This window comes from Stenotrophomonas sp. FW305-C-20-S1 (genome assembly GCF_058783335.1).
The window spans coordinates 22,026-42,501 of sequence record NZ_JBYTEK010000034.1; the positions used below are offsets into that span (position 1 = coordinate 22,026).

Genomic DNA, 20,476 nt, shown 5'->3' on the forward strand with positions numbered 1-20,476 from the left:
ATGGCCCGGCAGGATCAAGGCGCGGCACACCGGCGGTGGCCGGTGCAGCGCATCCACGCGTGGCGTGGCTCTACGGGGCCGGCGGGTAGTCGAGGTAGCCCTCGCTGCCGCCGCCGTAATAAGTGCTGCGGTCGGGGATGGCCAGCGGGACATCGCGCTGCAGGCGCTCGACCAGATCCGGGTTGGCGATGAACGGTTGGCCGAAGGCGGCCAGATCGATGATGCCTTCCTCGACCAGCCGCAGGGCGCGTTCGCGGGTCATGCCGCCGGCCAGGATCACCGTACCGCCATAGGCCTGCTTGAAGGCCTTGAGGAGGGCCTCGCCGATCGCCGGTGCGCCGTGCAGGTAGTTGTCGTTCAGATGCACATAGGCCAGCGCGCGCTTGCCCAGTTCCTCGGCCAGGTACAGATAGCTGGCTTCGTTTTCCGCATAGGCGGGCATGTCGAAGACCTGGCTGTTCGGCGCAAGGCGCACGCCGATGCGGTGCGCGCCGATGCGCGCGGCCATCGCATCCACGGTGTCCAGGATCAGCCGGGCGCGGTTGCGCAGCGAACCGCCGTACACGTCCTGCCGGTCATTGGTGACCGGGTTGAGGAACTGCTCGAACAGATAGCCGTTTGCCGCATGCAGTTCGATGCCATCGAAGCCGGCAGCGATGGCATTTTCAGCTCCGAGTACGAAGTCGCTGACGATACCCGGCACTTCATCGGTGCGCAGTGCGCGCGGCGGCGTCGGATCGGCGTGGCCGCGGCTGCCGTCTTCCAGATACACGAACGAGGTGTTCTTCGGATCGCTCGCCACCGGCCGCGTGCCGGCGCTCACCGGCTGGCCGCCGTCGGGCTGCAGCGAGCTGTGTGACATGCGCCCGACGTGCCACAGCTGCGCGAAGATCGCGCCCTGCGCAGCGTGTACGGCGTCGGTGACAAGCGTCCAACCGGCCACCTGCTCGGCCGACCAGATGCCCGGCACGTCGATGTAGCCCTGGCCCTGCGGTGAGACCGGGGTGCCTTCGCTGATGATCAGGCCGGCGCTGGCGCGCTGCCTGTAATACTGGGCGGTCAGCGCATTGGCGACGGCGCCGGGGTTGCGGGCACGGGTCATCGGCGCCATTGCGATGCGGTTGTGCAGGGGTACCCCAGCGAGGTCGAAGGGGCGGAACAGGGCGGCGGTCATGTCAGTCATCTCGGAGCGGGGGAGGGCGCCAACGGCGCGACAGCACCATGATGGAGTTGACATGTGGGCACATAAAGGCGGTAGATTTCCCGTCAGGCGGGACAATCTGTCCCCAATGAGCGAGCCTGCCGATGCTTCCCGTCGAATCCCTGAATGGCCTGGCGACCTTCGTCACCACGGCGCGCTCGGCCACCTTCACCGAGGCCGCCGACGCGCTGGGCATCTCCCGCTCGGCGGTCGGCAAGGCCATCGCCCGGCTGGAAACGCGGCTGGGCGTGCGCCTGTTCCATCGCACCACCCGGCGCATCGCGCTGACCACCGACGGCGAGGCGTACTACGCCTCCTGCGCCGCGGCCCTGGATGAAATCGCGGCGGCCGAAGCCTGCCTGGGCTCGGCTGCGCATCTGCCGAGCGGCCGCCTGCGCATCGACATGCCGTCCTCGTTCGGGCGGCTGGTGGTGCTGCCGGTACTGCTGCGCATGTGCAATGAACACCCAGACCTGCAGTTGACGATGACCTTCACCGATCACTTCGTTGACCCGGTGGAAGAAGGCATCGACCTGCTGATCCGCTTTGGCGGCCTGCATCACGCCGAGCACCTGGTCGCGCGCAAGCTGGCCAGCCAGCGCCTGGTGACCTGCGCGTCGCCGGCCTACCTGCAGGCCTATGGTGTGCCGCAGACGCTGGACGAACTGCGCGACCATCGCAGCGTGGTCGGCTTCCGTCATGGCCAGTCGGTGGCGTGGCGGATCGGCAGCGAGGGCACCAACGGCAGCTTCATCCCCAGTGCCACGCACCAGCTCAACGATGGCGATGCGGTGATCGAGGGGGCGATCGCCGGGTTGGGGATCTGCCAGATGCCGATGTCTCTGGTGCGCCATCACCTCCAATCCGGTGCGTTGCAGTCGGTACTGGACCACTGCACGCAGCACCATGTAGACATCCACGCGCTGTGGCCACAGACGCGGCATCTGCGGCCGAAGGTGCGTTACGTGGTGGAAGAGCTGACCCGGCTGGCCGCAGAGGGGGCGTTCGATTGAGGTCCGGATCGGCTCCTGTATACTATCCCCCAGTATAGTTCCGAGGCCGGCCCACGATGCCGCACTCTCCCGAAGAGAAAAAGAAGGTTCTGGCCCGCGTGCGCCGCATCCGCGGCCAGTGCGATGCGCTGGACCGCGCGCTGGAAGCCGGCGCCGACTGCGGGCCGGTGCTGCAGCAGATCGCCGCCATCCGTGGCGCGGTCAACGGCCTGATGTCCGAAGTGATGGAAGCGCACCTGCGCGAGGAGTTCGGCCAGCCCGCCGCCTCCAATGAACAACGCGCCGAACGCGTGCGCGACATGAGCGCGTTGATCCGCTCGTACCTGAAATGAACGACGGCGCGACACAGCGCCGCGCATCCTGTTTTCCGCAAGCCCTTTTGGAGAGTGCCATCATGAAATCCCGTGCCGCCGTCGCCTTTGGTCCCGGCCAGCCGCTGCAGATCGTCGAGATCGACGTCGCCCCGCCGAAGGCGGGCGAAGTGCTGGTCAAGATCACCCACACCGGTGTCTGCCACACCGATGCGTTCACCCTGTCCGGCGATGATCCGGAAGGCCTGTTCCCGGTGGTGCTGGGCCATGAAGGCGCCGGCATCGTGGTGGAGGTGGGCGAGGGCGTGACCAGCGTCAAGCCGGGTGACCACGTCATTCCGCTGTACACCGCCGAATGTGGTGAATGCCTGTTCTGCAAGAGCGGCAAGACCAATCTGTGCGTGTCGGTGCGTGCCACCCAGGGCAAGGGCGTGATGCCCGATGGCACCAGCCGCTTCAGCTACAACGGCGAGCCGATCTACCACTACATGGGCTGCTCGACCTTCAGCGAATACACCGTCGTTGCCGAGGTGTCACTGGCGAAGATCAACCCGGAAGCGAACCCGGAGCATGTCTGCCTGCTCGGCTGCGGCGTGACCACCGGCATCGGCGCGGTGCACAACACCGCCAAGGTGCAGGAAGGCGACAGCGTGGCCGTGTTCGGCCTGGGCGGCATCGGCCTTGCGGTCATCCAGGGTGCGCGCCAGGCCAAGGCCGGGCGCATCATCGCGGTGGACACCAACCCGTCCAAGTTCGAGCTGGCCCGCGAATTCGGCGCCACCGACTGCATCAACCCGAAGGACTTCGACAAGCCGATCCAGCAGGTGATCGTGGAGATGACCACCTGGGGCGTGGACCACAGCTTCGAGTGCATCGGCAACGTCAACGTGATGCGTGCGGCGCTGGAATGCGCGCACCGTGGCTGGGGCCAGAGCGTGGTGATCGGCGTGGCCGGTGCCGGTCAGGAAATCTCCACCCGCCCGTTCCAGCTGGTCACCGGCCGCAAGTGGATGGGCACCGCGTTTGGTGGCGTGAAGGGTCGCAGCCAGCTGCCGGGCATGGTCGAAGACGCGATGAAGGGCGATATCGAGCTGGCCCCGTTCGTCACCCACACCATGGACCTGGATAAGATCAACGACGCCTTCGACCTGATGCATGAAGGCAAGTCGATCCGTTCGGTCGTCCACTACTGAGCCGCGCCGGGCGGCAGGCGCTTGCCTGCCGTCCCTCGGGAGGAAACCTCATGGAACGTATCGAACACCGCGCCTGTGCCGGCGGTTGGCAGGATGTCTACCGCCATCATTCCACCACGCTGGGCTGCGACATGCAGTTCGCCGTGTACCTGCCGCCGCAGGCGGAAACCCGGAAGCTGCCGGTGCTGTACTGGCTGAGCGGACTGACCTGCACCGAGCAGAACTTCATCACCAAGGCCGGCGCGCAGCGCTATGCGGCCGAGCACGGCGTGATCATCGTCGCCCCGGACACCAGCCCACGCGGCGATGACGTGGCCGATGCCGAGGGCTATGACCTGGGCAAGGGCGCGGGTTTCTATCTCAACGCCACCCAGCAGCCGTGGGCCAAGCACTACCGCATGCACGACTACGTCGCTCACGAGCTGCCGGCGTTGATCGAGGCGGGTTTCCCGGCAACCGACGCACGAGGCATCAGTGGCCATTCGATGGGCGGCCATGGCGCGCTGGTGATCGCGCTGCGCAACCCCGGCCGCTACCGCAGCGTGTCGGCGTTCTCGCCGATCGTGGCACCCAGCCACGTGCCGTGGGGGCAGAAGGCATTCGCCGCCTACCTCGGCGGCAACCCGGCCTACTGGGCGCAGTGGGATGCCTGCGAACTGGTGGCCCACGCCAGCGAGCGCCTGCCGCTGCTGGTTGACCAGGGCGAGGGGGATGAGTTCCTGCACAGCCAGCTGCAGCCGCAGCGCCTGCAGCAGGCCTGCGATGCTGCCGGTCATCCGCTGAGCCTGCGCCTGCAGCCCGGCTACGACCACAGCTATTACTTCATCGCCAGCTTCATCGGCGAGCACATCGCGCACCACGCCCGCGCGCTGCACGTCTGACCCTGACGGTAGTGCCGGCCGCTGGCCGGCATTGCCTTGAGAACAGTCGAGCAAGCTCGACGCTACGGCGGCCAGCCGCCACGCATGGCGTGGCGCTTACACGTCGTCTTCTTCTTCCGCCGCTTCACGGCCCTGCTGGCGGATCAAGGCTTGTTCGCGCGCATCGTTGATGGCGTGGCGCACGCTGTCCAGGTCGACGGTGGATTCATCGTGCACGAAGGTGCCGGTGAGCTCACTGTCCGGCAGCAGGCTGCCCGCCTCGAACAGCGCCCACATTTCCTCGCCATACCAGCTGTCCAGCAGTTCGGGCGCGAAACGGCCCAGGTAGGCGGTGAGGTTGTTGACATCCCGCAGCAGCATGCTGCGCGCGGCGTTGTTGCCGCCCGCACTGACCACCTGAGGGAAATCGATCACCACCGGGCCATCGGGACCGACCAGCACGTTGTACGGCGAGAGATCGCCATGGATCAGGCCGCAGCACAGCATGCGCACCACCTGGCGGACCAGGGTCTGGTGGAACTGGCGGGCCTGCTCGGGCTCCAGCTCCACCTCGCCCAGGCGCGCGGCGGAGAAACCGTCGGCATCGGTGACCAGCTCCATCACCAGCACGCCGTGGTAGTAACCGTACGGCTCGGGCACGCGCACGCCGGCATCGCGCAGCTGGTACAGCGCGTCCACCTCGGTATTCTTCCAGGCCGTTTCCTGCTGCTTGCGGCCGTATTTGCTGGCCTTGCCCACCGCACGCGCCTCGCGGCTGCCGCGCACCTTGCGACCTTCCTGGTACTGCACGCGCTGCTGGAAGCTGCGCTGGGCCATGTCCTTGTAGACCTTCGCGCAGCGCACCTCGTTGCCGCTGCGTACCACGTACACGGCCGCTTCCTTGCCGCTCTTGAGCGGGCGTAGAACTTCATCGATCACGCCGTCGTCGATCAGGGCGCGCAGTCCTTCCGGGGTTTTCACGGGATCTCTGGGGCGGCCGGCGCGGACGCGCTGGCCAGAATGGGGAGGAATCTGCGCATTTTACAGGTCGCGGCTGCCCAGCGGCTTCCCGGCTGGCCCGCGAGCGTCGCTGGGCAACCGTCCCACGAGACGGCTGCCACCGTCGCGGATTTTCCAAAGTGGATCACGCCACCGTGGCGGCGCGGCGCGCTATCGTGCGGCCATACGGCCTTGCCGATGGGGGATGCATGCCGGTTGCGCTGGCGCTGCTGTTCGTGGTCTGCCACGGTCTGGCCGTGGCGTTCTGGCCGGGTGCGGCCGGAGAGGGATCGTTCGTGTTCCTGACCGCAGCGCCTCTGCTGGCTGCCGCGGCCTGCCTGTGGCGTGGCCAGCGCGACCGCGCTGCACTGGGCTGGCGGGCCACTGCAGTGGCGCTGCTGCTCTGGGCCGGTGGCATGGCCTTCAACATGGCCGACGCACTGGGCGCCGGACGGGCCGACATCACCCCGCGCGCCAGCCTGCTGCTGTATGTGCTGTACGGTGTGCCGCTGGTGTTCATCCTGGCCCGCGCCCGTCGCGAACGCTGGACCATCAGCCTGATCGACGGCGTGATGGCGGCCCTGCTGGGTGTGTTGTTCTTCGTGCATACCCAGTCCTTCGCCGACCGCATCGATATTGACGACCAGGCGATGGCGCACATGCAGCGCATGTTCGACATCCAGAACCTGTGCATCGCCGGTTTCGCGGTGGTGCGCTGGGTCGCCGGCGATGCGCCTGAACGGTGCAGCTTCTACCGCGCGCTGGCGCTGTATGCGCTGTCCTATCTGCTGCTGGCGTTCTACATCAATCACTACACCGCCGAGCAGTCGTTCGGCGCCTACAACGATCTGCTGATCGACCTGCCGTTCCTGCTGCTGGCGCTGCTGGCGCTGCGTCAGGCACCCGCACCGGGCTTCGTGCTGCATCCTCGCCTGCTGCGATTGGTGCAGGCCGGTGGACCGATCATCCTGCCCTTGTTGTTGCTGGTGGTCGGCACCCTGGTGGTGGACCACGCGCGGCCGTTGGCGCTGACCGGGTTCGTGGTGGCAACGCTTGGCTTCAGCCTGCGCAGCACGTTGCTGCAGCTCGACCTGCTGGAACGACAGGCCGGCCTGGATCAGATGGCGCGGCAGGATGGCCTGACCGGCGTAGCCAATCGCCGTCAGTTCGATACGCTGCTGCTGGCCGAATGGAACCGGGCGCGTCGCAGCGGCAGCGAACTGGCATTGCTGCTGGTGGACATCGACCATTTCAAGGCATTCAACGACGAGCACGGTCATCCCGCCGGCGACCGCTGCCTGCAGGCGGTGGCCGCGGTGCTGCAGGCTACCGCCGGGCGCGCGGCCGACAGCGTGGCGCGCTATGGCGGCGAGGAATTCGCGGTGATCGTGCCCGGCAGCCCGCTGTCGGGTGTGCTGGCGCTGGCCGAGCGCCTGCGCGAGGCGGTGGAAGCGCTGCCGCTGCCGGAAGGCCGGGTCAGCATCAGCGTGGGCGTGGGTTACCTGCATCCGCCGGCGCTGGCCACCGCCGAACAGTTGCTGGCCGATGCCGATGCCGGCCTGTACGCGGCCAAGCGTGCGGGCCGCAACCAGGTGATCCTGCACGCACACGTGCTGGACGACGACAGCGGCGCGCACGACACGCTGGACTGTTGAGCATGGCTGCGCGACTGTCGCAGCAAGCTGCGTGGTCGATCAGCGTTGGCGCAGCCACCCGGCCGGATCCAGCAGGCGCAGGCCCACCGGTGACAGCGATCGTTGCCGCAATGTCAACTGCGTGGTGTGCACGGCCGCTGCACAGTGCGCCAGTTGCCGACGCAGCGGCGCCAGTTCATCGTCCTCGCGTGGGCGTGCGTGCCGCCATTGGGCGATGCGCAGCAGACAGACCAACAGGTCCAGTTCGCTGGCAGAAATGAAGGGCGACCCGGGACGCAGCAGATCGATAGGTGCCTGCGGCGTGGCCAGCAGTGGCAGCAGCTCACCGAAGGCGTCGCGACCTTCGGCGTCGACACCGAGCGCGGCCAGTTGCGCCATGCCTTCATCATGCAGGGCGGGGTCGCGCAGTTGCCGCAGCGCGGCCAGCAGCATCTGCTCGCCCCGGCTGAATTGACGGCCGAAAGCGCGATAACTCACACGGGTGGAAAATACAGGGGAACGTGAGGCCATGCGGGCGTACCTACCGATCGCGTGTTTCCACCAGCACCGGGCAGGGCGCATGGTCGATCGTCCATTGCCCCACCGAGGGCTCGAACAGGCGCTGCAGGCGTGACAGATGGCGGTGGCCGATGACGATCAGGTCGCATTGCAGGCGACGCGCCTGCGCGCTGATCACTTCGCCAGGATCGCCGGAATGCAGCTGTGCGATGGCGTCCACGCCGCGCTCGCGCAGCTCGGCCAGGGCGTCGGCCAGTACCGCTTCGGCATGCGCCTGCTGCCGGGCGGCGGCGGGATACTCACGGCGGTCGGCATCGGTGGCACCTGCGGCCAGTGCGAATTCGGGGTCAAGCACGCACAGCAGGTGCAGGCGGCTGCGGGGGCCGGCCATGGTGGCGGCCAGGTCCAGCACGCGGTCGTGCTGGGGGCCGCCATCAAGCGCGACCAGCAGGGTGTTGAACATGGAAAGCTCCTTTGCAGGGCGCTGATGGTCGCTGATGTCGTCGCGCACACCCATGCCGTGCGCCGCAGTCAATGCGTGCGTACAACGCAATTCTGGATGGTCTGGATTGCAGTAGAGTCATCCCATTTGCGGGAGACTGCCATGCCCTTGCCGGACCTGAACCTGTTGCTGGCACTGGATGTGCTGATCGACGAATGCAGCGTGGCGGCCGCTGCGCGACGGATGAATCTCAGTGCGCCGGCGATGAGCCGTACCCTGGGCCGGGTACGGGTAGCCCTGGGTGATCCGGTGCTGGTGCGCGCCGGCCGTGGGCTCGCCCCCACGCCACGCGCGCTGGAACTGCGTGAGCAGGTGCGCGATGTGATCGAGCAGGCACACCGCGTGTTCAATGCGGGCCGCGAGGTCGACATGGCCACGCTGGAACGAACGTTCAGCGTGCGCGCCAACGATGTGTTCATCGGCAGCTATGGCGGCCGCCTGCGTGATGTCTTCCGCCAGCAGGCACCGCGCTGCATGCTGCGCTTCGTGCCCGAAGGCGATACCGATGACGATGCGATGGTGCAGGGGCGGATCGACCTGTACATCAGCACGGCCGGCAAGCACAGCCCGGAAACCAAGGTGCAGCACCTGTTCACCACCTCGCTGCTGGGCGCGGCACGCGAGGATCATCCGTTGTTCGACGGCGACATCAGTGTCGAGCGCTTCGCCGCGTGCGACCACATCGCCGTGTCCCGGCGCGGGCTTGCGCATGGCCCGATCGACGAAGAGCTGGCAGCGCTTGGCCTGCAACGGCGGGTGGCGGTGGTCATCCCTACCTTCCACGGCGCGATCTTTGCTGCCGCCGATTCGGACCTGGTGCTGCCGCAGATGCCAAGCGTGATGCTCGACCGCATCACCCGCATGGGCCTGCCGCTGCGGATGTTCCCGCTGCCGGTGCCGGTGCGGACCGTAGCGCTGGTGCAGGCCTGGCACCCACGCATGGACAACGACCCGGCCCACCAGTGGCTGCGGCGGGCGATCAAGGGCATGTGCGATTCGGTCGAGGCGGCCCACCACTGATTGCCCGCGGGCGTGCGTTGTACGCACGCCTGCGATGCCGGGCACGCCATTTTTCGCAGGCAACGGCCTTTCTAGACTGCGCTCCCGAAAGTTTCACTGAGTGCAATCCAATGTCTCCATATATGCCGTGTACTGCACGGATCGGCAGCCGGCAGTGAGCACGCCGGCCGCCATGCCCGCGGCGCCGGCAGCGCCCCGGCCCGTCGCTGCCCCCGGCTTCGACCGGCGCATCCTGGTTGGGCTGTGCGGTGTGCTGCTGGCAGTGCTGGTGTCGGGTTTCAACGAGAACGTCACCAAGGTCGCGCTGGCCGACATCCGCGGTGCGATGGGTTTCAGCGTCGATGACGGCAGCTGGATCGTGGCGCTGTACAGCGCCATGTCGGTCAGCGCGATGGCATTCGCACCGTGGTGCGCAGCCACCTTCTCGCTGCGCCGCTTTGCGCTGGCGATGATCGGCGGCTTCATGGTGCTGGGCGTGCTGTGCCCGCTCGCCCCCAACCTGCAGACCTTTCTGCTGCTGCGCGCATTGCAGGGCCTGTGTGGGGGCGCGCTGCCGCCGCTGCTGATGAGCGTGGCGCTGCGCTTCCTGCCGCCGGGCATCAAGCTGTACGGCCTGGCCGCCTACGCACTGACCGCCACCTTCGGCCCGAGCATGGGCACTCCGCTGGCCGCATTCTGGGTGGAGCAGGTGGGCTGGCACTGGGCGTTCTGGCAGATCGTGCCGTATTGCCTGGCGGCGATGGCGATGGTCGGCTGGGGCCTGCCACAGGATCCCCTGCGGCTGGAGCGCTTCGCACAGTTCGACGGCGTCGGCCTGATGCTCGGCCTGCCGGCGCTGGTGCTGCTGGTACTGGGCCTGGTGCAGGGCCCGCGCCTGAACTGGTTCGACTCCTCGTTGATCACGCTGATGCTGGGTGGAGGTGCGGGTCTGCTGGTGCTGTTCTTCATCAACGAGTGGTTCCATCCACTGCCGTTCTTCAAGCTGCAGCTGCTGGCCAACCGCAACCTCAGCTACTCGCTGATTACCCTCGGTGGCGTGCTGTTCGTGCTGCTGGCGGTGATCTCCATTCCTTCCGGCTTCCTCGCCAGCGTGCAGGGCTATCGCCCGCAACAGACCGCGCCGATGCTGCTGTGGGTGGCGGTGCCGCAGGTCATCGCGCTGCCGTTGGTCGCCGCACTGCTGAACATCCGTGCGATCGATTGCCGTTGGGTGCAGGCCACCGGCCTGGCCCTGCTGGCGCTGGCCTGCTGGCTGGGCGCGCATCTGGACGTCAGCTGGATACGCGACAACTTCCTGTGGGTACAGCTGCTGCAGGTGTTTGCGCAGCCGATGGCGGTGCTGCCGTTGCTGATGCTGGCCACCGGTGGCCTGGCGCCACAGGACGGCCCCTTCGCATCGGCGTGGTTCAACACGGTCAAGGGCTTTGCTGCGGTGCTGGCCAGCGGCGTGCTGGAAGCGGTCGCGCAGGGACGCCGCCATTTCCATTCCACCGTGCTGGTCGAGCGGCTTGGCGAACAGCCGTGGCTGGCCGAAGGGCCGCAGCTTGGCGCGCGCCTGCATGCGCAGGTGCAGGCGTTGACCTCGGCCGATCTCTACCTGCTGGTCGCGTTGGTCGCGCTGGCCTTCATTCCCCTCATTGCCTTGATGCCCACCCGCATCCATCCGCCACGTGCCGTGGCCTGATCCCTTCGCAGGAACTCCCCCATGACAATCAATCGAACGTATCTCAACGCGGGCCTCGGCCTGGGCGTACTGCTTCTGGCCGGTGCTGCCTGGCTGCTGCTGCGCGATGGCCGCCACCAGACCACCAACAACGCCTATGTGGTCGCCGACTACACCGTGGTCGCACCGAAGATCGCTGGCTTCGTCAGCGCGGTGAACGTGGAAGACAACCAGGCGGTGAAGGCCGGTGACGTGCTGGCCCGCATCGATGACCGCGACTACCAGGTCGCGTTGCTGGCCGCCCGCGCCGACGTGGCCAATGCGCGCGCGCAGCTGGCCAACGCGCAGGCGGCGCTGGCACAGCAGGGCTCGCTGATCGAACACGCCCAGGCGAGTGTGGATGTCAGCCGCGCCGAACTGACCCTGGCCAGCGCCGACCAGCAGCGCTACCGCGAGCTGGCCCGCGACGGTGCCGGTACCGTGCAGAACGCGCAGCAGGCGCAGTCGAAGCAGGCCGTGGCCAGTGCACATCTGCAACAGGGACAGGCCGCGTTGTCGACCGCACGCCAGCGCACTGACATCCTCGCTGCCGGGGTGCAGGCCGCACAGGCGGCCGTGCAGCGTGCCGAAGCCGCACAGGCGCGCGCCGAACTGGATCTTTCGCACACCGAGCTGCGTGCACCGATCGATGGCGTGGTGGGACGCCGCGCAGTGCGCGTCGGCGCCTACCTGACCCCGGGCACGCCGGTGGCCGCGGTGGTGCCGCTGCAGCGCGCCTTCGTGGTCGCCAACTTCCAGGAAACGCAGATGACCCGCATGCAGCCGGGGCAGCAGGTCGAACTGACGGTGGATGTATTTCCCGGCACGCGGCTGCGCGGCCATATCGACAGCATCGCCCCGGCCACTGGCGTGACGTTCGCCGCGGTGGCGCCGGAAAACGCGACCGGCAACTTCACCAAGGTGGTGCAGCGCATTCCAGTGAAGATCGTGCTGGAGCCGGAGCAGGCATTGCTGGGCCAACTGCGGGCCGGCATGTCGGTGGAAGCCAGCGTGGATCTGCAGCGTCCGCAGCGGGTGCAGAGTGCACAGCGCGAGCGGCACCGCACGGGCGGGGAAGGCGCATGATCCGCGTATTCCCGCGTGGACTGGCTGCAGCGGCACTGTGCACGGCGTTGACCGCCTGCACGCTGGGCCCGGACTTCGTGCGCCCGCAGGCCGAACTGCCCACGCAGTGGCAGGGCGAAGCGGTGGCTTCAGCTGCGCTGGATGACGACGCCAGGTGGTGGTCCGGTTTCGATGATCCGCTGCTGGGGCAACTGGCGACGCAGGTACTGCAGGCCAATCTCGACCTGCAGCTGGCCGCCAACCGGGTGCAGCAGAGCCGCGCCGCGCGTGGCTTCACCGCGGCCGACCGGCTGCCCAGCGTCGGCGCCACTGCCAGTGGCGTACGCGCGCGCAACAGCGAGGTAGGCCTGAACGATCCGTCCGGTAATGGCGGTCGCGATGACTATGGGCTGTTCCAGGCCGGCATCGGCATGAGCTGGGAACTGGATCTGTGGGGACGCGTACGCCGTCAGGTGGAAGCGGCCGACGCACGCGTGCAGATGGCTGAGGAAGATGCACACGCGGTGCGCATCGCGCTGCTGGCCGAGACCGCGCGTGATTACCTGCAGTTGCGCGCGACGCGCCAGCTGCTGGCCATCACCGAGGATAACCTCAGCATCGCCCACGACATCAAGCGGCTGACCGAAGCGCGCCAGCGCCAGGGCGTGGCCAGCACGTTGCAGGTCTCCAGTGCGGCGGCGCAGGTGGCATCGCTGCAGGCTCGCATCGCACCGCTGCGGCACCGCGAATCGCAGCTGCGCAATGCACTCGCGTTCCTGCTGGCACAGCCGCCGCAGGCACTGGATACGCAGCTGCAGAGCGCGCGCCGCGATTGGCCCGCGTTGCCGACCGTGGCCGTGGGCGTGCCCAGTGAACTGGCCGAGCGTCGCCCGGATGTCCGCCGTGCCGAGGCTGCGCTGCATGCTGCCACGGCGGGAATTGGCGTGGCCAAGGCCAGCTTCCTGCCGCGCATCACCTTGAATGGCGATGCCGGTTTCCAGGCCAGGCAGCTGGATGATCTGGATGGCTGGAACGCGCATCGCTTCAGTATCGGCCCGTCGATCAGCCTGCCGATCTTCCAGGGCGGACGCCTGAAGGCCAACCTGGCGCTGAGCAGGCTGCAGCAGCAACAGGCGGCCCTGCAGTTCCGCCGTGCCGTGCTGCAGGCCTGGCATGAAGTGGACGATGCCATCGACGGCTATGCCGCCGAACAGCAGCGTGCCGCGCAGCTGCACGTGGCGGTGGATGAGAGCGAGACGGCGCTGGGTGCGGCGCGTCGGCAGTACCGGGCCGGCGTGGTCGACATGCTGGATGTATTGAGCACCCAGCGCATCGCGCTGGACAACCAGGCCGCGCTGGCCAACAGCCAGGCGACCGCCGCGATTGCGCGCGTAGAGCTGTATCGCGCACTGGGCGGCGGTTGGTAAGGCGCAGGATGGGTAGTGCCGGCCGCTGGCCGGCAGGTGCCGTATGCATGAGTTGCCGGCCAGCGACCGGCACTATCCTGGCAGGCAGCCCGCGTCAGGCCGCCGGCTTTTCGCGTTTGCGGAACAGCAGATAAGGCCAGATACCGATCAACACCGCTGCGATGACCGTGCCGTAGACCAGCGCGAACACTGACTTGCCCGGCTCGGTCCAGACCATGCCCAGCAGAAGCAGGCCGAACACGATGGTCGGCCCGCCCAGCAGGATCATGGCGAAGGTCTTTATCCGTCCACTGGTGGGCGCATTGGCGAGCTTGCCGACCATGTCGGTACCACCGAAATGCACCTGCAGTGCATCGTTGGTGGAACGGGCGGGCTGCGGTTTTGCGGGTTCCGGCGGTGCCACCGGCTGCTGCAGATCCATTTCCCGAGGCGCCGGCGGCAGCAGGTCCGACAGGTTGGTCTGCTCGATGAGCGCTTTCAGCTTGGGGTCCATGTGCAATCCGTGCGGTCACCGTTGGCGGCGGCACGATACCAGCACACCCAGATGCCGGGTAGTGCCGGCCGCTGGCCGGCAGCTCGGCAAGGTGAAGCCGGTAGTGGCCAACCTTGGTTGGCAGCCTTCAGGAAAGCGCCAACCAAGGTTGGCGCCTACCAGAGCCGGAACTCAACGCACGTCGCGCAGTTCCCAGTGGTGCCCGGCCAGCAGGCGCAGGCGCTGCTTGAACACGTCACTGTCGATGCGGGTGGTGGCCACCAGGTTGATGCGCAGGTCCTTCTGCTCACCGGTCACGGTGGCCTCCGGATCGGTCGCGCCCCACTGCGGCTCCACCGCATCCGGGTCCGGCTGCTTGTCGCGCCAGCGCTCGAACAGGCTGCCATTGCGCAGCGCGTTCTGCAGTTCTTCGGCGAAGCCGGCAGCGCCCTGCGAATGGAAAGACAGGTCGGGGTCGTTGCCGCGGGCCTTGGACGGTTCGGGCAGGCTGATGTGGTACTGCGCAGGCATGTTGATCTCCTTGAGGTGCGGCTAGGCTGGCATAGGCGCGGTGGAATCGATGTGCAGATTCCAGAGCGCGGTTGGCCTTCATTCAAATCGATGCGGCCCATCGGCAAAACCCACGGTGACCGCGCCCTTGCCGACGTTGACCATGCCGGTCAGGCTCATCACCGATTCGTACACGGTCACCCCATGGCCGGCGCAGACCTCCTTCATCTGCGCATAGCCGGGCAGGGCACGCAGCTCGTCCAGTTCGCCGCCGTAGCTGACGCACACGGTCGGCGTCATCAGGCCGGCGCGTACGCGCTGGCCGACCACGCCGAACAGCTTCAGCACGGCATTGTCGAAACCCTTGATCTTCGCCACCGGCCCGGTCTGCCCGCGATAGCCATGCAACACCGGCTTGATGTCCAGCGCACTGCCCAGTGCGGCGCTGAGCAGGCCGACGCTGCGGTCGCCCTTGTGCCGGGCGCGGGCACGCATGTAGTACAGATCGCGGGTGACCATGTAGCCGTGCACGTTGCCGGCCAGTTCTTCCAGGCGCTCGCGGATCTGCTGCACGCTGGCATCACTGGCGCGCAGCCGCACCGCTTCCACCGCCGTCACCGCCTGGGCGGCGAACAGGTTCTGGGTATCCAGCACGCGCAGCGCGAATGGCGAGTTGAAGCCGGCCGCCTGCCGCACCGGCTTGTAGTCGTTGAGGATGGCGAAGCTGGCCTGCAGTGCATTGTCGTGGATCGGGCTGCGGGTCTTGGTGATGGTCATGCAGAACACATGGTCGTAGTCGATCACCAAGCGTTGCAGGAACAGGTCTCGGATCTGGTTGACGCTGAAGGGGATGGTCTCCGCTTCGGCGCCGTGCTCGGCGACGTGCGCGTGCAGGAAGCTGAGCGTTGCCTGCTCGTCGCGGTGGTCGGCGAGCACCGCTTCGCCGATCCGCACGGTGATCGGCAGCAGCACGATGTTGTGCTCGGCAATGAAGTCCTGCGGCAGGTCGCAGGCCGAGTCGACGACGATTCCGATGCGCATCCGCGGCTCCCCCTCCAGGGCGGTTGTAGGTTCGGAAATGTGAAAACTATCTCAAAACGGCGGCGGGCGCGCGAGGGAAACGCGCCGCTCCCTGTTCAGCGACTGCGCTGCACCGCCACCGGCAGGGCCACCGCCTGCTGCCAGTCCGGCCGGTCCAGCAGGCTGGGGTCGTCCAGCACCGCCGCCATCAGCGGGTGGGTATCGTTGCCCCAGAACAGTTCGCCGTCGATGGCCAGGGTCGGCACGCCGAACACCCCGGCCTCGATCGCCGCCTCGGTGTTGCGTCGCAGCTGCTCCTTGATGGCCGGCTCGCCAATGGCCGCCTCTACGTCGCTGATACCCAGCCGGGCGGCGGGTTCGCGCAGGGCCTCAGCCGTGTCGCCGGCGTGGCCGTCGCGCCAGATCCAGTCGAACAGCGCATCCACCGCCGCAGTGCTGGCACCGGCGGCCAGGCACAGGCGCAGGGCCGCCAGCGGATTGAACGGGTGCCCGGGCGGGAAGCGCAGCGGGGTGCCCTCGGCCTGCGCAGTCCACAGCAGCTGGCGGTACATGAAGCGGCGCTTGGCCGGGATCTCCGCCGGGCCCAGGTTGCCCAGATGGTGCAGTACCGCACCAAAGGCGATGGGCACCGGTTGGATGCGCCCGAACTGCGGCAGCTGCTTCACCTTCTGCCAGTGCAGGTAGGAATAGGGCGAGACGAAGTCGAAATACCAGCGCAGGGTGGGCATCGATGGCTCCTGGTTACGGTCAGGGCTGCGCGTTGCGCTGCAGGTAGCGGTCGCGCAGTTCGGTCTGGCGCGAGCGCATCGGCATCGCGCGGCCGCCCAGCCAGACCTGTTCGGCATAGTGCGCCACATCCAGCGGATCGCCTTCCCACAGCACCAGGTCGGCACGCTTGCCCGGCTCGATGCTGCCGATCTGGTCGGCCACGCCCAGCACCTCGGCCGGTACCCGGGTCAGCCCGGCCAGTCCGTCGGCCCAGGGCAGGCCGTTGGCCACCGCATTGCCGGCCAGCTGGCGCATCTTGCGTGCATTGTGCGAGGCGTCATCGCGCTGGGCGAAAGCCACCGGTACGCCCGCGCGCCGCAACCGCGCGGCATTTTCCAGGGTGGCGCCGATCTGGTCGAAGGTCGTCGGCAGGTTGCCCAGCGCGTCCACGAATACCGGCACCTTGGCCGCTGCCAGTTCCGGTGCCAGCTGCCAGGCCTCGGCACCGCCGGCGACGGCGATCTTCACCTTCTCGCGGGCCGCCCAGCGCAGCAGCTGGCGGATGTCGGCCGCGCGGTCCACCTCCACCACGATGCGGCCCTGCCCGGACAGATAGCGGGCGAGCGTGCGGCGGCCGGCCGGGGTCAGCAGCGCATGCGGCGAGTCGGCGTCGACCTGGCCGCGTGCCTCGTCCACCATCTGCTGCAGCAGCATCCACTGCGCCGCGCGCGATTGACCGGTCAGTTCAGATGCTGCAGCACCCAGGCGCAGGTACAGCGCGCGCGGGCCGATCGGGTCGGCACTGCCATCGAAACGCACCACGCCGCCCTGCCCGGCGACGAAGCCACCGCCGGTGGCCGCGCCCAGCGCAGTGAAGCCGATGCCGTCCAGGCGCGCCACCGGAATCAGCACGGACGCCGGGTTATAGGCCAGTGTCACGTCGAACTCCGGGCGCAGCGGCTGCTCGCCGATCTTCAGGGCGCTGTCGACCGTGCTTGATTCACCGGATACCTCCTCGATGCCGATCTCGGTGATGCCACCGAACAGGGCAGGGGTCAGCATGCGTCCCTTGGCTTCGACCACCGGCACACCGGCCGGTGCGGACAGGCCCCGGCCCACCGCACGGATGATGCCGCCCTGCACCAGCACATCGGCATCTTCCACGTTGCCACGTGCGCTGGCGGTAGCGACGGTCGCACCGCGCACCAGCAGGTCCTGCGCCGAGGCTGCGGTTGTCATCAACAACAGCGCAACCAAGGTAGCGCCGGGCCATGCCCGGCGGCGCTTGTTCAACATGCCCATCAGCGCAACTCCTGTCCAAGCTGGAAATCCGACCGCGGCGTTGCCGATGGCGTGCTGCGGTCGTACACACGGCGGCCATCGACGAACACCTGCTCGGCCAGTGCATACGAACTGAAGGGATTGCCGTTCCAGATCACCACGTCGGCCATCTTTCCGGCCTCCAGCGTGCCGGTCTGCGCCTCGATGCCCAGCGCCTTGGCGGCGTTGGCGGTCATCCAGGTGATCGCGCGTTCCGGCGCGATCTCCGGCATGTGCGCGCGGCGCGCGGCGGCCATCACCTTGGCTGCTTCCTGGTTCAGGCGCTGGATGCCCTCGGGCGAGTCGGAGTGGACGATGGCGCAGCTGTTCTTCGGCCGGTCGACCAGCGCGATGTTCTCGGCGATGCCGTCGAAGGCTTCCATCTTGAAGCCCCACCAGTCGGCCCACAGTGCCCCGCATACGCCTTCGGCCGCCAGCCGGTCGGCCAGTTTGTAGGCCTCCACGCCGTGGTGGAAGGCGGCCACCTTGAAGCCGAATTCCTTGGACAGATCGAGCATGGTGGCCATTTCATCGGCGCGATAGCAGTGGATGTGCACGCGGATATCGCCCTGGATCGCACCGGCGAGCGTATCCAGCTTGAGGTCGCGCTTGCCGCCGGCATCACCGGCGCTGTCGCCCTTGTCGCTGCCGAACCAGCCCTTGCGCTTGGCCGGCTTCGGCTTGTTCTTGGCGATGTAGTCGGCCGCGTCGATGAAGGCTGCGCGGTAACCGGCCACGTTGCCCATCCGCGTTGCAGGTGCCACGCCCTTGCCGCCACCGTAGACGCGCTTGGGGTTTTCGCCGCAGGCCATTTTCAGGCCCCACGGCGCGCCGGGGAACTTCATCGCCTGGTAGGTGGTGGCAGGCACGTTCTTCAGCGTTACGCCGCGGCCACCGACCAGGTTGGCCGAGCCGGGCAGCACCTGCATGCTGGTCACTCCGCCTGCCAGCGCCGCCTGGAAACCGGGGTCCTGCGGCCATACCGAGTGCTCGGCCCAGACGTTGGCGGTGACCGGCGCGGTCATCTCGTTGCCGTCGCTGTGCGCGCCGACACCGGGGCTGGGATAGACGCCCAGGTGCGAGTGCACGTCGATCAGGCCGGGAGTCACCCACTTGCCGTCGGCGTTGATGCGGGTGACGCTGGCATCGACCTGCAGCGCATCGCCGACGGCGACGATGCGGCCATCGCGCAGCAGCACATCGGCGTTGTCGAGGCGCTGGCCGGTGCCGGTCAGCACCGTTGCGTTCTGGATCAGCAGCGGCCCGTCGGGGTGCGCCTGGTAGGTGCTCGGGTAGGGATCGGCCACGAAGCGCGAAGCGCCCACGGCCGGCGCCGTGCTCAGCGATACCAGCGCCAGACCCAACCCGGCGCGCAACAACGTCGATGTCATGCAGATCCCCTTGGCAGCGTGTTCAACCCACCGACGCTAGCCGGGGAGCGGCGTGCTTGCCAAGTGTCCTTTTTCACGGATCGCCATCGGCCATCTCGACGGCAACGACTGCCTCCCGGAAAATGGTGCTCCCCACGCCGTACCGGAGCGCCCATGAAGAGCAAGCAGGACATCGTCGACAACTGGCTTCCGCGCTATACCGGCGTGCCTCTGGACCAGTTCGGCCAGCACATCCTGCTGACCAACTTCGGGGGCTACCTGCATACGTTCTCCGCGCTGACCGGGGCGCCGGTGATCGGCCTGGACCGGCCGATGGCCAGCGCCACCATCGACGGCATCACCATGATCAACTTCGGCATGGGCAGCCCCAATGCCGCGATCATCATGGATCTGCTGTCGGCGGTGATGCCCAAGGCCGTGCTGTTTCTGGGCAAGTGCGGCGGGCTGAAACGCAAGAACGAGCTGGGCGACCTGGTGCTGCCGATCGCGGCCATCCGCGGCGAGGGGACCTCGGGCGACTACCTGCCGCCGGAAGTGCCGGCCTTGCCGGCCTTCGCCCTGCAGCGTGCGGTTTCGACCATGATCCGCGACCTCGGCCATGATTACTGGACCGGCACCGTCTACACCACCAACCGCCGGGTCTGGGAGCACGACGAGGCCTTCAAGGAGCGGCTGCGGGCGATGCGCTGCATGGCGATCGACATGGAAACCGCGACGATCTTCGCTGCCGGCTTCGCCAACCACATCCCCAGCGGGGCCCTGCTGCTGGTTTCAGACCAGCCGATGATCCCGGACGGGGTGAAAACCGAGGCGTCCGACGCCAAGGTCAGCTCGCAGTTCGTGGAAAACCATATCCAGATCGGCATCGAGGCGCTTAAGCTTATCCGGCGCAACGGCAAGTCGGTCCGCCACCTGCGCTTCGACGAATGATGATGATGGCCTGGCGCGGCGCGCCGGCCCTGGGGAGTAGGTGATGGACGTTGCCGCGCAAGTGGTGGATTTCTGGAAAGACGCGGGCCCTGAAAAGTGGTTCACCCGCGATGACGCGTTCGACGCGCGGTTCCGTACGCTGTTCGCGGACGAACACCACGCTGCCGCATCGCGCGCGCGCGAGCACTGGCTGGGCAGCGCCGAGGGCGCGCTGGCGCTGATGCTGCTGCTGGACCAGTTCCCGCGCAACTGCTTCCGCGGCACGGCCCATTCCTATGCCACCGATGGCCTGGCACGTCACTACGCCACGCGCGCGATCGAGGAGGGGCTGGACCTGCAGCTGGTCCCCAAGCTGCGCGCCTTCATCTACCTGCCGTTCGAGCACTCCGAAGATCCGCTGGACCAGGACCGCTCGGTCGCGATGTTCGACGTGCTGGGTGACAAGGAATACCTGCAGTACGCCGAACTGCACCGCGACATCATCCGCCGCTTCGGCCGGTTCCCGCACCGCAATGCGGTGCTTGGCCGCATTCCGTCGCCGGAAGAACTGGATTACCTGGCCGAAGGCGGGTTTGCCGGGTAACCGGAACGTCAGCCCCCGCGCTTGGGGCACGGAAGGAGTAGATCCACACCATGCGTGGATGGGCTCAACAAAAAA

21 protein-coding genes are annotated in these 20,476 nt (G+C 67.6%); 11 read left to right on the forward strand and 10 right to left on the reverse strand.

Annotated features, from left to right (window positions below; all coding sequences use genetic code 11):
* Window positions 1-70: 70 nt before the first annotated feature.
* A complete protein-coding gene (locus AC3WTC_RS16225) occupies window positions 71-1,174 on the reverse strand; it encodes an alkene reductase (protein ID WP_492711937.1) in 1,104 nt (367 codons plus the stop codon).
* 131 nt (window positions 1,175-1,305) lie between these two features.
* On the opposite strand from AC3WTC_RS16225, the gene AC3WTC_RS16230 reads away from it, so the two are divergent.
* From AC3WTC_RS16230 to fghA, 4 genes are all read left to right on the forward strand, one after another.
* Window positions 1,306-2,214 carry a LysR family transcriptional regulator gene (locus AC3WTC_RS16230; protein WP_492711938.1) on the forward strand — a complete coding sequence of 303 codons (909 nt, stop codon included), beginning with the start codon at window positions 1,306-1,308 and terminating at the stop codon, window positions 2,212-2,214.
* Window positions 2,215-2,270: 56 nt separating this feature from the next.
* Window positions 2,271-2,546: a formaldehyde-responsive transcriptional repressor FrmR gene (gene frmR / locus AC3WTC_RS16235; protein ID WP_492711939.1), complete on the forward strand. Its 276-nt coding sequence runs from the start codon at window positions 2,271-2,273 to the stop codon at window positions 2,544-2,546.
* A 62-nt stretch (window positions 2,547-2,608) separates the two neighbouring features.
* Window positions 2,609-3,718 (forward strand): S-(hydroxymethyl)glutathione dehydrogenase/class III alcohol dehydrogenase, encoded by a 1,110-nt coding sequence (locus AC3WTC_RS16240; RefSeq protein ID WP_218787980.1) that lies wholly within the window; start codon window positions 2,609-2,611, stop codon window positions 3,716-3,718.
* Between the two features lie 50 nt (window positions 3,719-3,768).
* A complete protein-coding gene (fghA, locus tag AC3WTC_RS16245) occupies window positions 3,769-4,599 on the forward strand; it encodes an S-formylglutathione hydrolase (RefSeq protein ID WP_140227665.1) in 831 nt (276 codons plus the stop codon).
* Window positions 4,600-4,695: 96 nt separating this feature from the next.
* Here fghA and AC3WTC_RS16250 read toward each other — a convergent pair whose 3' ends face one another.
* A complete protein-coding gene (locus AC3WTC_RS16250) occupies window positions 4,696-5,559 on the reverse strand; it encodes a PA4780 family RIO1-like protein kinase (protein WP_025874091.1) in 864 nt (287 codons plus the stop codon).
* 227 nt (window positions 5,560-5,786) lie between these two features.
* Here AC3WTC_RS16250 and AC3WTC_RS16255 point away from each other — a divergent pair, with 227 nt between their 5' ends.
* The gene (locus tag AC3WTC_RS16255) at window positions 5,787-7,232 is read left to right on the forward strand and encodes a GGDEF domain-containing protein (RefSeq protein WP_492711942.1); all 1,446 of its coding nucleotides are present in this window, start codon (window positions 5,787-5,789) and stop codon (window positions 7,230-7,232) included.
* A gap of 39 nt (window positions 7,233-7,271) precedes the next feature.
* Here the strand turns inward: AC3WTC_RS16255 and AC3WTC_RS16260 are convergent, their stop codons facing one another.
* Both AC3WTC_RS16260 and AC3WTC_RS16265 read right to left on the reverse strand, forming a co-directional pair.
* The gene (locus AC3WTC_RS16260; protein ID WP_492711944.1) at window positions 7,272-7,742 is read right to left on the reverse strand and encodes a hypothetical protein; all 471 of its coding nucleotides are present in this window, start codon (window positions 7,740-7,742) and stop codon (window positions 7,272-7,274) included.
* 10 nt (window positions 7,743-7,752) lie between these two features.
* A complete protein-coding gene (locus AC3WTC_RS16265; protein WP_492711946.1) occupies window positions 7,753-8,193 on the reverse strand; it encodes a universal stress protein in 441 nt (146 codons plus the stop codon).
* A gap of 141 nt (window positions 8,194-8,334) precedes the next feature.
* Between AC3WTC_RS16265 and AC3WTC_RS16270 the strand changes: the two genes are divergently transcribed.
* The 4 genes from AC3WTC_RS16270 (at window position 8,335) to AC3WTC_RS16285 (ending at window position 13,446) form a co-directional block, all read left to right on the forward strand.
* Window positions 8,335-9,252, forward strand: a complete 918-nt coding sequence (locus tag AC3WTC_RS16270; protein WP_025874094.1) for a LysR family transcriptional regulator — start codon at window positions 8,335-8,337, stop codon at window positions 9,250-9,252.
* A 154-nt stretch (window positions 9,253-9,406) separates the two neighbouring features.
* Complete coding sequence (locus AC3WTC_RS16275; RefSeq protein WP_492711948.1) at window positions 9,407-10,936, forward strand: MFS transporter; 1,530 nt, start codon at window positions 9,407-9,409, stop codon at window positions 10,934-10,936.
* 21 nt (window positions 10,937-10,957) lie between these two features.
* Complete coding sequence (locus tag AC3WTC_RS16280) at window positions 10,958-12,040, forward strand: HlyD family secretion protein (RefSeq protein ID WP_140227661.1); 1,083 nt, start codon at window positions 10,958-10,960, stop codon at window positions 12,038-12,040.
* Window positions 12,037-13,446: an efflux transporter outer membrane subunit gene (locus AC3WTC_RS16285; RefSeq protein ID WP_492711950.1), complete on the forward strand. Its 1,410-nt coding sequence runs from the start codon at window positions 12,037-12,039 to the stop codon at window positions 13,444-13,446. The genes AC3WTC_RS16280 and AC3WTC_RS16285 overlap by 4 nt, the downstream gene beginning before the upstream one ends.
* Before the next feature lie 94 nt (window positions 13,447-13,540).
* Here AC3WTC_RS16285 and AC3WTC_RS16290 read toward each other — a convergent pair whose 3' ends face one another.
* The 6 genes from AC3WTC_RS16290 to AC3WTC_RS16315 all read right to left on the reverse strand — a co-directional run bounded on the left by AC3WTC_RS16290 (window position 13,541) and on the right by AC3WTC_RS16315 (window position 18,888).
* The gene (locus tag AC3WTC_RS16290; protein ID WP_312962872.1) at window positions 13,541-13,939 is read right to left on the reverse strand and encodes a hypothetical protein; all 399 of its coding nucleotides are present in this window, start codon (window positions 13,937-13,939) and stop codon (window positions 13,541-13,543) included.
* Window positions 13,940-14,110: 171 nt separating this feature from the next.
* The gene (locus AC3WTC_RS16295; RefSeq protein ID WP_025874099.1) at window positions 14,111-14,449 is read right to left on the reverse strand and encodes a hypothetical protein; all 339 of its coding nucleotides are present in this window, start codon (window positions 14,447-14,449) and stop codon (window positions 14,111-14,113) included.
* Between the two features lie 78 nt (window positions 14,450-14,527).
* Window positions 14,528-15,469: a DegV family protein gene (locus AC3WTC_RS16300; RefSeq protein WP_032975417.1), complete on the reverse strand. Its 942-nt coding sequence runs from the start codon at window positions 15,467-15,469 to the stop codon at window positions 14,528-14,530.
* 95 nt (window positions 15,470-15,564) lie between these two features.
* A complete protein-coding gene (locus AC3WTC_RS16305) occupies window positions 15,565-16,197 on the reverse strand; it encodes a 2-hydroxychromene-2-carboxylate isomerase (RefSeq protein WP_080149859.1) in 633 nt (210 codons plus the stop codon).
* 19 nt (window positions 16,198-16,216) lie between these two features.
* Entirely contained in the window at window positions 16,217-17,416 is a 1,200-nt protein-coding gene (locus AC3WTC_RS16310) for an amidohydrolase family protein (protein WP_492711955.1), read from the reverse strand.
* Between the two features lie 62 nt (window positions 17,417-17,478).
* Window positions 17,479-18,888, reverse strand: a complete 1,410-nt coding sequence (locus tag AC3WTC_RS16315) for an amidohydrolase (RefSeq protein WP_025874103.1) — start codon at window positions 18,886-18,888, stop codon at window positions 17,479-17,481.
* Window positions 18,889-19,041: 153 nt separating this feature from the next.
* Here AC3WTC_RS16315 and AC3WTC_RS16320 point away from each other — a divergent pair, with 153 nt between their 5' ends.
* Entirely contained in the window at window positions 19,042-19,818 is a 777-nt protein-coding gene (locus AC3WTC_RS16320) for an AMP nucleosidase (protein ID WP_025874105.1), read from the forward strand.
* A 43-nt stretch (window positions 19,819-19,861) separates the two neighbouring features.
* A complete protein-coding gene (locus AC3WTC_RS16325) occupies window positions 19,862-20,401 on the forward strand; it encodes a DUF924 family protein (RefSeq protein ID WP_059065070.1) in 540 nt (179 codons plus the stop codon).
* Window positions 20,402-20,476: the final 75 nt, after the last annotated feature.

Bases quoted from the DNA above. Each gene is read 5' to 3' on its own strand.
- AC3WTC_RS16225 (WP_492711937.1), bottom strand. From the start codon at position 1,174: ATGACCGCCGCCCTGTTCCGCCCCTTCGACCTCGCTGGGGTACCCCTG.
- AC3WTC_RS16230 (WP_492711938.1), top strand. From the start codon at position 1,306: ATGCTTCCCGTCGAATCCCTGAATGGCCTGGCGACCTTCGTCACCACG.
- frmR (WP_492711939.1), top strand. From the start codon at position 2,271: ATGCCGCACTCTCCCGAAGAGAAAAAGAAGGTTCTGGCCCGCGTGCGC.
- AC3WTC_RS16240 (WP_218787980.1), top strand. From the start codon at position 2,609: ATGAAATCCCGTGCCGCCGTCGCCTTTGGTCCCGGCCAGCCGCTGCAG.
- fghA (WP_140227665.1), top strand. From the start codon at position 3,769: ATGGAACGTATCGAACACCGCGCCTGTGCCGGCGGTTGGCAGGATGTC.
- AC3WTC_RS16255 (WP_492711942.1), top strand. From the start codon at position 5,787: ATGCCGGTTGCGCTGGCGCTGCTGTTCGTGGTCTGCCACGGTCTGGCC.
- AC3WTC_RS16260 (WP_492711944.1), bottom strand. From the start codon at position 7,742: ATGGCCTCACGTTCCCCTGTATTTTCCACCCGTGTGAGTTATCGCGCT.
- AC3WTC_RS16265 (WP_492711946.1), bottom strand. From the start codon at position 8,193: ATGTTCAACACCCTGCTGGTCGCGCTTGATGGCGGCCCCCAGCACGAC.
- AC3WTC_RS16270 (WP_025874094.1), top strand. From the start codon at position 8,335: ATGCCCTTGCCGGACCTGAACCTGTTGCTGGCACTGGATGTGCTGATC.
- AC3WTC_RS16280 (WP_140227661.1), top strand. From the start codon at position 10,958: ATGACAATCAATCGAACGTATCTCAACGCGGGCCTCGGCCTGGGCGTA.
- AC3WTC_RS16285 (WP_492711950.1), top strand. From the start codon at position 12,037: ATGATCCGCGTATTCCCGCGTGGACTGGCTGCAGCGGCACTGTGCACG.
- AC3WTC_RS16290 (WP_312962872.1), bottom strand. From the start codon at position 13,939: ATGGACCCCAAGCTGAAAGCGCTCATCGAGCAGACCAACCTGTCGGAC.
- AC3WTC_RS16295 (WP_025874099.1), bottom strand. From the start codon at position 14,449: ATGCCTGCGCAGTACCACATCAGCCTGCCCGAACCGTCCAAGGCCCGC.
- AC3WTC_RS16300 (WP_032975417.1), bottom strand. From the start codon at position 15,469: ATGCGCATCGGAATCGTCGTCGACTCGGCCTGCGACCTGCCGCAGGAC.
- AC3WTC_RS16305 (WP_080149859.1), bottom strand. From the start codon at position 16,197: ATGCCCACCCTGCGCTGGTATTTCGACTTCGTCTCGCCCTATTCCTAC.
- AC3WTC_RS16310 (WP_492711955.1), bottom strand. From the start codon at position 17,416: ATGACAACCGCAGCCTCGGCGCAGGACCTGCTGGTGCGCGGTGCGACC.
- AC3WTC_RS16315 (WP_025874103.1), bottom strand. From the start codon at position 18,888: ATGACATCGACGTTGTTGCGCGCCGGGTTGGGTCTGGCGCTGGTATCG.
- AC3WTC_RS16320 (WP_025874105.1), top strand. From the start codon at position 19,042: ATGAAGAGCAAGCAGGACATCGTCGACAACTGGCTTCCGCGCTATACC.
- AC3WTC_RS16325 (WP_059065070.1), top strand. From the start codon at position 19,862: ATGGACGTTGCCGCGCAAGTGGTGGATTTCTGGAAAGACGCGGGCCCT.